Source organism: [Borrelia] turdi (assembly GCF_030439285.2).
In the GTDB taxonomy this organism is placed as follows: Bacteria; Spirochaetota; Spirochaetia; order Borreliales; family Borreliaceae; genus Borreliella; species Borreliella turdi.
In genome coordinates, this window is sequence record NZ_CP124018.1 from 634,758 (window position 1) to 649,121 (window position 14,364).

The 14,364-nt window shown below is 29.0% G+C and carries 13 protein-coding genes and 6 tRNA genes; 13 read left to right on the forward strand and 6 right to left on the reverse strand.

Features of this window, described 5'->3' with window-relative positions; translation table 11 throughout:
• Positions 1-114 precede the first annotated feature (114 nt).
• From QIA31_RS03570 to QIA31_RS03610, 9 genes are all read left to right on the forward strand, one after another.
• Positions 115-187 (forward strand) — tRNA-His (locus tag QIA31_RS03570).
• Between the two features lie 23 nt (positions 188-210).
• Positions 211-284 (forward strand) — tRNA-Arg (locus QIA31_RS03575).
• A 78-nt stretch (positions 285-362) separates the two neighbouring features.
• Positions 363-443, forward strand: a tRNA-Leu gene (locus QIA31_RS03580).
• A gap of 5 nt (positions 444-448) precedes the next feature.
• Positions 449-520, forward strand: a tRNA-Gly gene (locus QIA31_RS03585).
• 40 nt (positions 521-560) lie between these two features.
• On the forward strand, positions 561-1,919 hold the full coding sequence (gene tig / locus QIA31_RS03590; RefSeq protein ID WP_301394281.1) for a trigger factor: 1,359 nt from the start codon (positions 561-563) through the stop codon (positions 1,917-1,919).
• Between the two features lie 14 nt (positions 1,920-1,933).
• Positions 1,934-2,518, forward strand: coding sequence for an ATP-dependent Clp endopeptidase proteolytic subunit ClpP (clpP, locus tag QIA31_RS03595; RefSeq protein WP_151060243.1), 585 nt, complete (start codon positions 1,934-1,936; stop codon positions 2,516-2,518).
• Between the two features lie 23 nt (positions 2,519-2,541).
• Positions 2,542-3,834: an ATP-dependent protease ATP-binding subunit ClpX gene (gene clpX / locus QIA31_RS03600; RefSeq protein WP_301394473.1), complete on the forward strand. Its 1,293-nt coding sequence runs from the start codon at positions 2,542-2,544 to the stop codon at positions 3,832-3,834.
• A complete protein-coding gene (gene lon / locus QIA31_RS03605) occupies positions 3,821-6,211 on the forward strand; it encodes an endopeptidase La (RefSeq protein WP_301394474.1) in 2,391 nt (796 codons plus the stop codon). Before clpX ends, lon begins: the two co-directional genes overlap by 14 nt.
• A 39-nt stretch (positions 6,212-6,250) precedes the next feature.
• Positions 6,251-6,403: a hypothetical protein gene (locus QIA31_RS03610; protein WP_301394282.1), complete on the forward strand. Its 153-nt coding sequence runs from the start codon at positions 6,251-6,253 to the stop codon at positions 6,401-6,403.
• 59 nt (positions 6,404-6,462) lie between these two features.
• On the opposite strand, the gene rpsD is transcribed toward QIA31_RS03610, so the two are convergent.
• From rpsD to QIA31_RS03625, 3 genes are all read right to left on the reverse strand, one after another.
• The gene (rpsD, locus tag QIA31_RS03615) at positions 6,463-7,089 is read right to left on the reverse strand and encodes a 30S ribosomal protein S4 (protein WP_301394283.1); all 627 of its coding nucleotides are present in this window, start codon (positions 7,087-7,089) and stop codon (positions 6,463-6,465) included.
• A gap of 28 nt (positions 7,090-7,117) precedes the next feature.
• Positions 7,118-7,190: transfer RNA gene (locus QIA31_RS03620), tRNA-Met, on the reverse strand.
• A gap of 67 nt (positions 7,191-7,257) precedes the next feature.
• Entirely contained in the window at positions 7,258-8,607 is a 1,350-nt protein-coding gene (locus QIA31_RS03625; RefSeq protein ID WP_301394284.1) for a cation diffusion facilitator family transporter, read from the reverse strand.
• Between the two features lie 120 nt (positions 8,608-8,727).
• Here QIA31_RS03625 and QIA31_RS03630 point away from each other — a divergent pair, with 120 nt between their 5' ends.
• Positions 8,728-9,099 carry a hypothetical protein gene (locus QIA31_RS03630; protein WP_301394285.1) on the forward strand — a complete coding sequence of 124 codons (372 nt, stop codon included), beginning with the start codon at positions 8,728-8,730 and terminating at the stop codon, positions 9,097-9,099.
• 1 nt (position 9,100) lies between these two features.
• Here QIA31_RS03630 and cdd read toward each other — a convergent pair whose 3' ends face one another.
• Positions 9,101-9,559 (reverse strand): cytidine deaminase, encoded by a 459-nt coding sequence (gene cdd, locus QIA31_RS03635; protein WP_301394286.1) that lies wholly within the window; start codon positions 9,557-9,559, stop codon positions 9,101-9,103.
• A 117-nt stretch (positions 9,560-9,676) separates the two neighbouring features.
• Here cdd and QIA31_RS03640 point away from each other — a divergent pair, with 117 nt between their 5' ends.
• A complete protein-coding gene (locus QIA31_RS03640) occupies positions 9,677-10,639 on the forward strand; it encodes a DHH family phosphoesterase (protein WP_301394287.1) in 963 nt (320 codons plus the stop codon).
• Here the strand turns inward: QIA31_RS03640 and QIA31_RS03645 are convergent.
• Positions 10,617-12,212, reverse strand: a complete 1,596-nt coding sequence (locus QIA31_RS03645; protein WP_301394288.1) for a glycoside hydrolase family 3 N-terminal domain-containing protein — start codon at positions 12,210-12,212, stop codon at positions 10,617-10,619. The genes QIA31_RS03640 and QIA31_RS03645 overlap by 23 nt on opposite strands.
• A gap of 211 nt (positions 12,213-12,423) precedes the next feature.
• Here QIA31_RS03645 and QIA31_RS03650 point away from each other — a divergent pair.
• Both QIA31_RS03650 and QIA31_RS03655 read left to right on the forward strand, forming a co-directional pair.
• Positions 12,424-12,497 (forward strand) — tRNA-Met (locus tag QIA31_RS03650).
• A 12-nt stretch (positions 12,498-12,509) separates the two neighbouring features.
• On the forward strand, positions 12,510-13,064 hold the full coding sequence (locus QIA31_RS03655) for a DJ-1 family glyoxalase III (RefSeq protein WP_301394289.1): 555 nt from the start codon (positions 12,510-12,512) through the stop codon (positions 13,062-13,064).
• A gap of 61 nt (positions 13,065-13,125) precedes the next feature.
• Here the strand turns inward: QIA31_RS03655 and QIA31_RS03660 are convergent, their stop codons facing one another.
• A complete protein-coding gene (locus QIA31_RS03660) occupies positions 13,126-14,343 on the reverse strand; it encodes an acetate kinase (protein ID WP_301394290.1) in 1,218 nt (405 codons plus the stop codon).
• Between the last annotated feature and the right edge of the window lie 21 nt (positions 14,344-14,364).

The window sequence follows — 14,364 nt, forward strand, 5'->3', positions numbered from 1 at the left end:
TTAATATGAATTTTCTAATAAAAAATTGCATATTCTTTATGATTTTTATCTTTTATTGACTTAGAAATTAAATATCTATAAAATATTATAGGTAATCATAGTTACTTGTTATTGGTGGTTGTAGCTCAGTTGGTAGAGCGTCGGGTTGTGGTTCCGAATGTCGCGGGTTCAAGCCCCGTCAATCACCCTGCAATAATTTTCTTTTTAGCTGCATTCATAGCTCAATTGGATAGAGCAGTGGACTTCGAATCCAAAGGTTGCAGGTTCGAGTCCTGCTGAGTGCGAAATATTATTTATTTGTTAGATTAAGCATACTTGCAAAAGCTTTTAAGTTTTTGTATACTAGTTTGAGTATGAAGTATGCAGGAGTGGTGGAATTGGCAGACACGCTAGACTTAGGATCTAGTGCTTTTGGCGTGTGGGTTCGACTCCCACCTTCTGTAAAAGTGCGAAAGTAACTCAGGGGTAGAGTGTCACCTTGCCAAGGTGGAAGTCGCGGGTTCAAATCCCGTCTTTCGCTTTTTAATAATTATCAATAAGGTTTAATTGAGGCATTAGTAGTGATTTTAAGTAAAGATATTAAGCTTCTTCCTGGTTCAAAAGTTGAGGTTTTAATTAGGGTTTCAAAAAGTGTTATTCAAGAAAAATATAACTTATTATTGCAAGATTATTCTTCTCGACTTAAGATTCAGGGCTTTAGAATTGGAAAAGTTCCTATTAATATTATTGAGAACAAATATTCTGAGGCTTTAAGAGCTTCTGTTTTAGAAGAAGTGGTTAATAATTCTCTTAAAGAATTTTTTGAAGAAGAGCCCAAAAGGCCCTTGAGTTATGCTTCTCCTATTATAAAAGAAAAAAATTTAAGATTAAATCTTGATAAAGATTTTGAATTTACTTTTGTATATGAAACTTATCCTGAATTTAAAGTTCCAAGTATTGATGGTATTGATATTGAAGTAGAGGTTCCTGAAGTTTTTATTGATGATTCTGATATTGAGAATGAAATTAGGCGTCTTCAAATAGAAAATTCAATTATGATTGAAGATGAGGAAGGGTTTGTCAAAAAAGATAGCATTGTTAAAGTGGATTTTGTTGAACTTGATGATATTTCAAATGAAATAGTATCAACAAAAAGACAAGATTTTGTTTTTACAGTTGGAAAATCTGAGACTTATTATGATTTTGACAAAGATGTAATTAGCATGAGAATAAATGAGGAGAGAATTATAGAAAAATCTTATCTTAAGGATTACAAATTTGAAGAACTTGCAGGTTCTTCAAGAAAATTGAAAATTAAGATTAAGAGTATTAAAAAAAGAGATCTCCCTTTAATAGATGATGAGTTTGCAAAAGATATTAGCGACAGATGTAATACACTAGATGATCTTAAAAATTTTATAAGATCTAATGTTTTACAACTTATTGAAGAAAAAAAAGAAGCTTTAAAGCTAAATAGATTTTTTTCTGTTATTTCTAAAAAATTAGATATAGATATTCCTCATTCAATGCTTGAGGCTGAAATTGAAATTGCCTTTAAGGATGCTTCAAAGCATAATAAAATGAGTCTTGAAGAGTTTAAAAGTATGTTTTATTCTTCAGAATTTGTTGGTAGCAATAATTTAAAAGATGAAATTCTTAGCAATTTGAAGTCTAAGTTGATAATCCAGAAAATGGTGGATTTAGATCCAATTGAAGTTACTGAGAGTGATCTTGAGTATGAGATAGCTAGACGGGCTGATAATTCTAGCGTGAGTTATGAAGAGGTTAAAAAATTTTATGAAGATCAAAATTTGATTTCTTATTTAAAGGATGATATCAAAAGAAAAAGAGTTAAGAAAAAAATTTTGGCAAATCTTAAAGAAGTAAAAGGCAGTCAAATTTCTTTTAAAGATTTTGTTAATTATAAAATTTGTGAGTAAGAAAAATGGAGTTTATGCATAATTTAATACCTACCGTGATAGAGCATACAGGAAATTATGAGAGAGTATTTGATATATATTCAAGATTACTTAGAGAGCGTATAATATTTTTGAGTGGCGAGATTAATGATCCTAAGGCAGATACTGTTATTGCTCAACTTTTGTTTTTAGAATCAGAAGATTCAAATAAAGATATTTATCTTTATTTGAATTCTCCAGGTGGCAGTATTACTGCAGGTCTTGCGATTTATGATACTATGCAATATATAAAACCCGATGTGAGGACAATTTGTATTGGGCAAGCTGCTTCAATGGGAGCTTTTTTGCTTGCTGGTGGGGCCAAAGGCAAAAGAGAGTCTCTAACTTATTCTAGAATAATGATTCACCAGCCTTGGGGAGGAATAAGCGGTCAGGCTAGCGATATTAATATACAAGCTAATGAAATTTTAAGACTTAAAAAATTAATAATAGATATTATGTCTAATCAGATAGGGGTTGATAAAGAAAAACTGGCTCTTGATATGGAAAGAGATTATTTTATGACTTCAAGTGATGCTCTTAAATATGGTCTTATTGATAGTGTCTTAGTGAGGGAGTAGTTTTATTTTTGGTAAAAGTTTTTATGGCAAGAGTAAAAGGTCAAAAAGTAAAAGAGTGTTCTTTTTGTGGACTTAGCGTTGCTGAGCTTGGGGGTAATGTTGTTATATCTAATGGAGTAGCGATTTGTCCTGAATGTTCTAAAATATGTCACAATCTTTTTAAAGAAAAATTGTGTAAGCCGTTGGATTCTAAGTCCAATGGTTTGCCAACTCCCAAACAACTTAAAGATCATTTAGATATGCATGTTGTTGGGCAAGAAGATGCAAAAAAAGTTTTATCTGTGGCTGTTTATAACCATTATAAGAGAATATTGAAAAATAATAAATATGATGATGGTATTGAGATTGAAAAATCTAATATACTTTTGGTTGGTCCTACAGGTAGCGGTAAAACTTTGCTTGCAAAAACTTTAGCTGCAGAAATGAATGTGCCATTTGCAATAGCGGATGCTACAACTTTAACAGAAGCTGGATATGTTGGCGAAGATGTAGAAAATATTTTACTTAAATTAATACATGCTGCTCATGGAGATGTTAGTTTAGCTGAGAAAGGGATTATTTATATAGATGAAATAGATAAAATTGCTAAAAAAAATGAAAACGTTTCAATAACAAGAGATGTTTCTGGAGAAGGGGTTCAACAGGCTTTGTTAAAGATAATTGAGGGGACTATTGCCAATGTTCCTCCAAGAGGTGGAAGAAAACATCCTTATGAGGATACTATTGAAATTAATACCCAAAATATACTCTTTATATGTGGTGGTGCTTTTGTTGGGCTTGAAAATATTGTCAAGAATCGAATAAATAAAAGTTCTATTGGGTTTTCAGCAATTGAAAAAAAGAATATAAGAGAGGATACTTCATTAAAGTATTTGGAAATGGAAGACTTAATTAAATTTGGTTTGATACCAGAGTTTGTTGGTAGACTTCCTGTACATTCGTATCTTGAAAAGTTAAATAAAGAAGATTTGATGAGAATATTAGTTGATCCCCAAAATTCTATTGTTAAGCAGTATTATCATATGTTTAAAATGGACAATGTGGAGTTAGTATTTGAAAAAGATGCTTTAGAATCAATTGTAGATGAAGCTATTCTAAAAAATACTGGAGCAAGAGGTCTTAGATCTATTTTAGAGGGTCTTTTTAAAGATGTTATGTTTGAGGTTCCTTCGATTACTAAAACCAAGAAGGTTGTTGTTACAAAAGAATCTGTTTTAAATGCAGATATTAACCCATTAATTTTGGTGGGAAATGCAATTAAAAAACCTTGGGCAAAAGAGTTATATGAAATCAATCTTAAATATGATAAAAAATAGAAAAGAAGATCTTCCGATTGTTATTTTAAAAGAAAATGTTCTTTTCCCAAATGTAACATTGTGGGTAACCTTTGATAATGAATATGTAATTAATTCCATAGCCCAATCCATGTTAGAGGAAAGATTGATTTTATTTGCTTATCCTAATGAATTTAATTGCGGCGAATCTGGTAAAGAAGGGGTTAAAAACCTATGTTCTGTGGGAACCTATTCTAAACTTATCCAGGTTATAAAGGTTAGTAAAGATGTAGTAAAGGTTTTAGTTGAGTGTCAAAGCAGAGTTCTTATAGGCAGTGTTTCAAAAAAAAATGATTATTTGAGAGCCAAAGTTACTTTTGTGTCTGATTCTGGCGGATTAAACAGAGAGCTTTTTACTTACTCTAAATTTTTAAAAGAAACTTATGAAGTTTATAGAAATTCCTTGTCTTTAAAATCTTATGATAGTGATAATGAGGCAATTAATTATTTTGAGAATCCAAGCAAGCTTGTAGATATTATAGCTTCTAATTCAAACTTAGAAAATAGTATAAAATTAGAGCTTTTGCAAGAGTTAGATGTTAAAATCAGAATAGAAAAGTTAATTGTTAATTTAAACATTGAAATTGACCTTTTGGATCTTAAAAAAGATATTAATTCTAAAGTTAGGGCCAAGTTGGATAAAGGGCAAAGGGATTATTTTCTTTCTGAGCAAGTTAAAGAGATACAAAAAAGATTGGGTAAAGATGAGAATGATTATATTGACAGATTAAATTCTAAAGATATTCCAGAAGATGTTAAATCTAAGATTGAAAAAGAAATTTCTAGATTATCTAAAATGCAGATGAATTCTCCTGATGCGAATATTATTAGAAGTTATATAGAATTAATATTAGATCTTCCATGGAATGAAAATACTGTTATGAAAAATCATTTAAGCGAAATTGAGTTCATTTTGAGAAATTCTCATTATGGTATGGATGAAGCAAAAGAAAAGATAATAAATTTTTTAGCTGTTTATCAAATTAATTCTAAGGTCAAAGCTCCCATTTTATGTCTTGTAGGGCCTCCTGGTATTGGTAAAACGTCTCTTGTAGAATCTATTGCAAGATCGTTGTCTAGAGAATTTGTTAAAATATCTCTTGGTGGTTTAAGAGATGAGGCAGAAATTAGGGGGCATAGGAGAACTTATGTTGGCTCTCTGCCAGGTGTTTTTATTAGCGCAATGAAAAGATCAGGCAAATCCAATCCTGTTATTCTTCTTGACGAAATAGATAAAATTAATAACAGTTATAAAGGAAATCCCGAATCTGCCCTTTTAGAAGTTTTAGACCCTGAGCAAAATTATAAATTTATAGATCATTATTTAGAAATCCCCTATGATCTTTCTAATGTTTTATTTATTACAACGGCCAATTCTCTTAATGGCATGTCAAAGCCACTTCTTGATAGGATGGAGATAATTAAGGTTGAAGGTTATTCTTATATTGAAAAGTTAGAGATTGCTAAGATTTTTTTGATTCCAAGCATAATTAAAGAAAGTTTTTTAGACAAAGTTTATATAAGAATAGAAGATGATGTTATTTTGAATTTAATTAGAAACTATACTATGGAATCTGGAGTAAGGGGGCTAAAGAGAGTTTTAACTAATTTGATTAGGAAGCTTGTAAGGGAGTTGCTTTATGAGTATTCTAAAGATCAAATCATTAAAGGTAATTTTTATTCACCAAGTTCTTTGATACATGGAAATAATTCGCTTTTTACCCATGATCCTGATATTCCAGGTATTTATAAAATAATCAATATTAATAATTATTATAATTATGTTAATACTGAGTATAATTTGAATTTGATTAAAATTGACTCTTCTGGATTTGTTTATGGACTTGCTTGGACAAATTATGGTGGTACAGTTCTTCCTGTTGAGGCGACTAAGTTTGAAAAAAAAGGAGATATTATCCTAACAGGTAGTCTTGGGGCTATTATGAAAGAGAGTGCACAGCTTGCATATTCTATAGTTAAGACCTATTCTTCTAAGCTGAACTTTGACGTAAAAGAAAGTCCCGAAATTCATTTACATTTTCCAGAAGGAGCAACACCAAAAGATGGACCTTCTGCGGGTATTACCATTGCAACAGCAATTGCTTCAATACTGTCTAATAAGAAAGTTCCTTTGGATCTCGCAATGACTGGCGAGGTGACTTTAAAAGGCTTTGTTCTTCCTGTGGGGGGCATTAAAGAAAAAGTTTTAGCAGCCTATAGAAATGGTATAAATAAAGTTATTTTACCTAAAGACAATAAAAAAGATTATTTCAAACTTCCAGAAGAAGTTAAGGATAATATAGATGTTAAGTTTGTTTCTAGTTTGGAAGAAGTTTTTGATTATTTGAATATTATTTAAAAATTTACATATTTAAATTTATACTTTAGGAGTAGATATATGAAAGATGGAGTTAGAAAGCCTTCAGGCAGCAGAGCGTCTTTTAGTGCTCAGCCTTATTCTAAAACTTTAAAAAAGAATAATGGCTTTTCTTTTTTTGCTAAAAATAATTTGGGAAAAAATTTTTTAAAGGGTAAAAAAAAGGGTAAATAAAAAAAAGCGGCTTTTAATTGGCCACTTTTTTATTTTAATAATACAAAACAAAAGATATGTTATGCTCTCTTAGAATAATATTCTACAACCATTTGCTCGTTAGCAAGTGTAGGTATCTCGTCTCTTGATGGAGCATGCTTTACTTTTATGTTTAAATCATCGGCGTTTACTTCTATCCAAGTTGGTAAATTTCTAAGAGTCGAAGTTTTTTCTATATTTGATCTTATCAATTTTTTTAGACTGTCTTTTTCTTTTATTCGAATTTGATCATTTGCTCTTAGTATTATTGAAGGGATTGTAACTCTTCTTCCATTTAGTATAATAATACCGTGAGAAACTATTTGTCTTGCGTGTGCTCTTGAAATGGCAAATCCAGCTCTATATACAATATTGTCAATTCTTCTCTCAAGTATTGAGAGCAAGTTATCCCCAGTAACACCGTGATGTTTTTTTGCTTCTTTAAAAGTATTAGTTAATTGTCTTTCGCTTACACCATAAGTAAATTTTATTTTTTGCTTTTCTACCAATTGTTTCCCATATTCTGTGATTTTAGCTTTTCTGGATTTTCCATGCATTCCGGGAGGGTGTGGTTTTTTTTTAAGGATTTTGTCATATTTTGGCTGTTCAAAAATGTTAATACCAAATCTCCTTACCAGCTTACCTTTAGCTATTTTTTTTCTATTCATCAATTCCTCACATACTAAAAATAAAGTATAGCAGGGATAGGACTCGAACCTATGACCTTCGGGTTATGAGCCCGACGAGCTACCAACTGCTCTACCCTGCGTCTTACAGTTTAAAATGTTAACACAACTTTATTATAAGTGTCAATTATTTGCTTATTATTAATTTAATTAGACTAAGAAATATATATCATCTATTTCTTTATATTCTTGTTTTATGATTTTTCTTATATTGTTTGTTTTATTTGTAAAACTTTGAAAATCATTTTCTGAATTCAAATTTATTTTGATATAAAGCAGAAGTTTTTTGCCTTGATTATGAAAATCAAGTGTTTTAAAGTTTATATGCGAGTTTTTTAATGTATCTTTTACACTTCTTTTAAGGTCTATATTTTGCTTTGAGAGCAAATTGTTTGCGTTATTTATTATTACATTAAGCCCCTCTTTTATTATGATAAAGCCAATTAATATAGACATAATTTTGTCAAAACCGCTCCACATATAAGTTGCCAGTAGTAAACTTAGTGTAATCCCACCATGTGAGAATATACAGTTTTTATCAGCTGATGCTAATGCTAAGAGAAGTTGGTTATTGTATCTTTTCCCTATTTGAAATTTTGTTAAATATTCTATTATTTTCACTATAAAAAAAATGAAGGGAGTTATTGGGATCCATAAGCTTTTTTTAAGAGATTTATTTGAAAATATTTCTAGTATATTTTTTTTGTCTTCTTCGCTGTGATTGTGGTCGTAGTCGTGGTCGTGTGGATGACTGTGGTCATGTTCATATATATTATCATTTTTATTTTTGTTTTGGTGTATGTGCAAATTAAATCCATACTCTCCTCCAAGAGTGATAAATTTATTTAATCCGGTTGTATTTAAAAATAGTGTAAATCCTGCCATAAGTATGATTATTCCCATGATAAAAGCTATTAAGCTTTCCATTAGCTTGTGACCATGAGGATAATGTATAGTTTCAGGTTTGCTTGTAATTTTTAAACTAAAGTAAGTTATTATAGATAAAACAAAGTCGGCCATGACATGAAAAGCATCAGCAATAAGTGCAAATGAGTTAAACAGTATTCCAATAGTAAGTTTGGAAGATATTGATGTCACTTCGGTAAATATAGAGATTATTCCTATTCCCATTACAAGTTTATCTTCTTCTATTTCGGATATTAATTCTTTTTTATATTGAAAATTTATATTTTCAAATCCCAAGCTTAAAAGCTCTTCTTGTATTTCAGTAATTTTGCATGAAATTGCTTTAAATTTATTTTTTTTGCCGTAGTAAATTAAATTGCTAATCATTATTCTTTCTATGCCTTCCGATTTAAAATCATCATCAATATAAAAATGAATTATTTCAATTTGGTTATCTTTAGCTTTTGCTTTAAGATTTGCAATTAATTTTGAATTTTTTTCAATATAAACGATGTGTATATCTTCTTTTTTTAAAGGATCTAGTTTTAAATACGCAAATTTATGAATGTTTTTTAAGTTTATTACCTTGATCATAATTGTATCATTCTCCTAGTTGTTGCATAATTTTATTAATATAGCGTTAATGCTACATTTTATCATTTATTAAATTCAAGCTCAATCTTGGCTTATTAAGACAAAAGTGAGGAATATTTTATGCGGCAAGTGAATTTTTTTGTGAAAAAATGTAAAAAAATTATTTTAAATAATAATGATTTGCATAGTTTAAATGAAAATATTAAAAATATTTTTTGTGATTTTTTAAAAGAGTTTGACAGAAAGTCATTAGAGCATATATTTAATTATTATTTTGAAGCTTATGATCATAATAGTAGTTTATACAGCTTTGTGGAAAAATTTATTCCAATTATTAATTTTTTATTATTTGAAAATTTGGAATATAATCTTAATTTTGATGAGAAAAAACTTATTTTAAATGTTTTTGATTTATCCTCTGATACTCTTGAAAGTGATAAATTAAACAGGCTTCTTGGGAGCGCTTTAGTTTCTCTAAAGGTATTAGATTGATTTAATTTTTTGTAAGTTGAGATTGTGTTACTCTTTTTAGCTCTTTTCTATTAAAAGGAGCTTTAAGTAAATCTTTTAATATATAAATTTTTATTAGCGTTTTGTTTTTATTAAATGAGTTAGATTCTGTTATTATTATTTTTGTATCTCGATCAAAAAATTCTGCCATTACTTGTAGGCACATAGCACATGGAATAGCTTCAGGGCTTGTATTAAGCAATAAAAAATCTATTCTTTGTACACCAATTTTTGCAATCATACTTGAAATAGCGTTTCTTTCTGCACAATAAGTTGCTCCAAAGCTTGCATTTTCTACATTTGTTCCAATAAAAAAATCGTTTGTTTTAGTTTTAATGCAGGCACCTACTTTGAATTTTGAATATGGAGAATATGAATTGTTTCTTGCTTTTTCTGCCAGACAAAATGCTTTATCGATATCTTCTTGATTCGGTTTTTTCACAATGTCCCTGCCTTTTTATTTTATTAATCCTTGTGGTTTATTTTATTGAAATATTGTAATATAGTCAATATAAAACAATCTAAAAACTTGCTTTACGAAGGGTTTGTAGACTTTATTATGAGAGATGTTATTAATTTTATTAAGAAGTATAATAATTTTATTATTATTGGGCATAAAGATCCTGATTTTGATTGTATAGGTTCGTCTTTGGCTTTATCTTCTTTTCTTTCAAGGATTGGTAAAAATTCTATTTTGTTAAATGAAGGTCCTTTTGCCAGAAAAGAAATAATTCCTTTTAGGGATAAATTTTTATCTGAATGGCCCAATATTGAGCTTTTAGATTATTCAGTTATTATTTTAGATTGCTCAATTTTAGATAGGATAGGTGATGAATTTATATTTTATGTAAAGGATATGCCTATTTTAGTAATTGATCATCATATGTCTGGTGAAAAATTAAAATGTGAAAGTTATATTGATCCTTTTGCGCCTTCTACTACTTTTTTAATTGAAAAATTGATCAGAGAGTTTGGGTATGATCTTACAAAAGAAGAGGCCTGGTATATTTTAGTAGGGTTTTGTACTGATACTGGGTTTTTTAAATTTATTTCAAGAAGCGACCCAGAGCCTTTTAAAATGGTTGCAAGGCTAGTTTCAAAAGGAATAAGCCTTAAAGAAGTTTATAGCTATATAGAAGCAACTAAAAGCTTAAAATCAATAGAAATTCTCAAGTTAATGTTAAATAGTCTTGAATCTTATTGGAATGGAAAGGTTTTGTTTGCGTCTTTATCTTTTTCTAGTTCTAGCAAAGATGGTGGTGTTAGTGGGGTTAATGAGCTTTTTTATATGATTTTAAGCAATGTTGAGAATAATGAAATTTTAGGTATTTTAAAGGAAATGGAGGATGGCTCGATTATAGTTGGGCTAAGATCTAAAGATTCTTTTAATGTTGGAAAATTAGCAGAAGATTTTGGAGGTGGGGGACATAAAAATGCTAGCGGGTTTAGAATTAAACAAGGTTCTTTAGAAATTGTAAAAAATCGAATGCTAGCATACATTAAGGATAATATTTGTCTATAATATTTTTTAAAGGGATGGTTCCTTTTGGATCAAAATCCTTAGTGAGTGTTAAAAGTCCAGATTTAAATGCCAGAGGTGTTGTTCCATAAATAATTACTATGTTTTTTATCCAATCTAATTTTTTAATATGTTGAGGCGTAAGAGATGCAATTACGCTTATTTTATCTTTATATTCTTTTAAATTTTCTAAATATTTTGAGCTTCCAGGTGTTGATAAATTAAAAATAACTTGCTCAAATTTTTTAATTAATTTTTTAATTTCTTCTAGTTTTTGGGGGTTGATTTTGTTTAAGGGATAATAGTTGTAATAATAAGCATATGTATTTTGAAATATTTTTTTGCCTTCTATAATCATTTTGTGGTAAGGAGATATTATAAGAGTTTTTTTAGTTTTAGATATTTCTTTTTCTATTCTTACTTTTGTAATGCCTCTTAATGTGTTTTGTTTGAAAAATTCTTCACCTTCTTTTGAATATATTTTCTCATTTTTATTGAAATTAGGATAAAGAACAGATTTATTTTTATTTTCTTTTAAGTATTCCAATTTGATTCTTAATATTCTTTTATTAGATTCAATAATATTGTTTTTTATTTCTGAATCTTTTTTCATTAAGTCTAATAGCATATTATAAGCATTTTTTTGTATGTTTTCATTTAAAGATATTAAAAAAATATCACTTTTGGTTCTAGCTATCCTTTCAATTGTGTTATAAATGCTCTCATTATTGTATTTTGCTGCGCTCATCAATAGGTCGTCAGTAATTATTATGTTATTATATTTTAATTTCTTTCTTAGTATATCTTTAATTATTTTTGTTGAAGATGATGCAGGAATATTTTCTCCATTTGTAAGCTTTGGATATGCTAGATGACCTGTCATTATTACCGGGATGTTTTCTTGGATTAGTATTTTATATGGCAAAAGTTCATTTAAGTTTATTTCTAGTAAATTAGAATTTATTATTGGAATGTTTATATGGGAGTCAAGAGTAGTATTGCCATGCCCTGGGAAATGCTTTGCAGTAGAAATTATCCCCCCTTGCTTTTGCCCTTTATAAAAGGCCAGAGAAAGAAGTGATACTATTTTGGGATTATCTGAATATGTTCTTGGTCCTATTGCAAAATTATTTTCATCACTATATATATCTACTATGGGTGCAAAATTTAAATTTATTCCAAGTTGGCTTAGCTCTTGTGCTATATAATATCCCGTATTATAAGAATCTTTTGAGGATAGAGATGCTGCAATTCCAAGATTACCAATTGTTTCTGATGTATTTAATTTTATGTGTTGTGCTAGTCCTCCTTCTTGATCTGTTGCCACAAATAAAGGAATTTTAAATTTATTATTTTGAGATGTTTTTTGAGCTTTATTAATGCTTTCTGTTAAGTTTTTTAAATTTTTTGCGTTCCATCCAAAAATTTTAATTCCCCCAAGGTTTTTTTTACTTATAAAATCAAGAACAAAATTTGTTATTGATTGATTTGGATAGCTTATCATGAACATTTGTCCTAGTAGCTCATGATCTTCCATTTTGCTTACCATTTCATTTATTAGTTTTTCTCTTTCCATAGTATCCCAAAAATCAATGGAGAAGCAGTTGTTAGCTATAAAAAGGAGAATGAGATAAAAATTTCTTTTCATTTAACCATACAAATAATAAATGCTAATATTAGTATTAATGTTTATTAGCAAATCATTTTGTATTATACTTTATAATAATGCTTTTGAATAATGACATTGACAAAGCATTATTGAATTTATACACTTAATAAAAGTTTAAGCTGATGTAGCTCAGCTGGTTAGAGCACTCGGCTCATATCCGAGTTGTCGTGGGTTCAAGTCCCTCCATCAGCATTAGAGGTTGTAATGGTAGTAGGAATTATTCTTGCAAATGGATTTGAAGATATTGAGGCTATAATCCCGATTGATATTTTAAGACGGGGCAATGTTAATCTTAAAGTTATCAGTGTAAATGATAACAATGTTGTAACAAGTTCAAAAGGCGTTTCTTTTTTAGCGGATGATATAATATCGAACTGTAAGGAAAGTTGTTTTGATTTAATAATTCTCCCGGGAGGCATGCCTGGAGCTGCTAATCTTTTTAATTCAAAAGAATTGGATTTGATTTTAAAAGATATGAATGTTAAAGGTAAATTTATTGCAGCTATTTGTGCTTCTCCAGCGGTAGTGCTTGCTGCTAAAGGTCTTTTAGGATTTAATAAGTTTACATGTTATCCGGGTTTAGAAAAAAATGTGCTTGATGGTGAATTTGTAAATAAAAATGTTGTTAGAAGTAATAATTTTATTACTTCTAAAGGAGTTGGAACTGCATTTGAATTTGCTTTTACTCTTCTTGAAATTGTAAAGGGAAGGCAAGTACTGGAAAATGTTAAAAAAGCAACTTTACTTTGTGAGAGTTAGTTATAAAACTATTTAAAATGGTTGTAATAAATAAATCAAATTTAGATTTTAAAATTAAAAATTATAAATTTTTTGGAATTAAATTATAAATTTCTTCAAGGATAGTTGATTCTTCGTTTGCCGGTATTACTAGTATTTTTACTTTGCTCTTAATGGTTGATATTTCGGATTCTAAATTTTTGTTTTGAGCCATTTTATTTTTTTCAAGGTCCATCTCTATTCCAATTTTTTCAAACCCTTTTAGTGAAAGATTCCTTATTTCATAATCAACAACACCAATTCCACCCGTAAAAATTATTGCATCAACATTAAAATCAAGAATTGCAATGTAAGATCCAATATATTTTTTTATTCTATATGTCATTATATTTACTGCAAGTTTTGATCGATATTCTCCTTTTTCAATTTTGTTCCAAATATCTCTCATGTCATTTGATTTTTCAGAAATTCCTAGTATGCCGCTTTCTTTATTTAATATTTCTTCAATTTGTTTAGTGGTTTTATTTAATATGGTGCTCATTAAATTAATAATTGATGGATCTATATCACCACTTCTTGTCCCCATTACAAGGCCTTCAAGCGGAGTAATTCCCATGCTTGTGTCGTATGATTTTCCATCTTTAACGGCATTAATGCTTGCTCCATTTCCAAGATGTAATATTATTAAATTTAAATTATCTATTTTTTTATTTAAAATTTCAGAGGATCTTTTTGTTATATACGAATAAGAAAGGCCATGAAAGCCATATTTTCTAATATTGTGTTTTTTATACCAAGAATATGGAGTTGCGTAAAGAAAAGCGTGTTCTTTTATAGTTTGATGCCATGAGGTATCGAAGCATAAAATTTGTTTTGTATTTGGTAGAATTTTAAGCACTGCTTCTATTGTGGTGATTGCGCTTGGGTTGTGAAGCGGAGCAAGTTCAGAAATTTTTTTTAATTTATCTAAAATACTCTTTTTAAGAATTACTGAATTTTTAAAGTTTGATCCCCCATGTACAACTCGATGACCTATTATTTTAATCTCACTGATAGTTTTAAGGATTTTTGAATTGCTATTTAGCAATATTTGGAACATTTTTTCTATTGCTTTTTGGTGATTTTCAATTCCTTTCTCAAATTTTTCTGTTATTGATCCGTCAGCATTTATAATTTTTACGATTGATTTTTGTGATTTTATTTTTTCAACAATTCCAGATATTAATTTTTTTGAATTTTCATATTGATAAATAGTAAATTTTAATGAAGAACTCCCTGTGTTTATGATTAATATTTTCATTTTTTTCCTTTTATGCTTGAC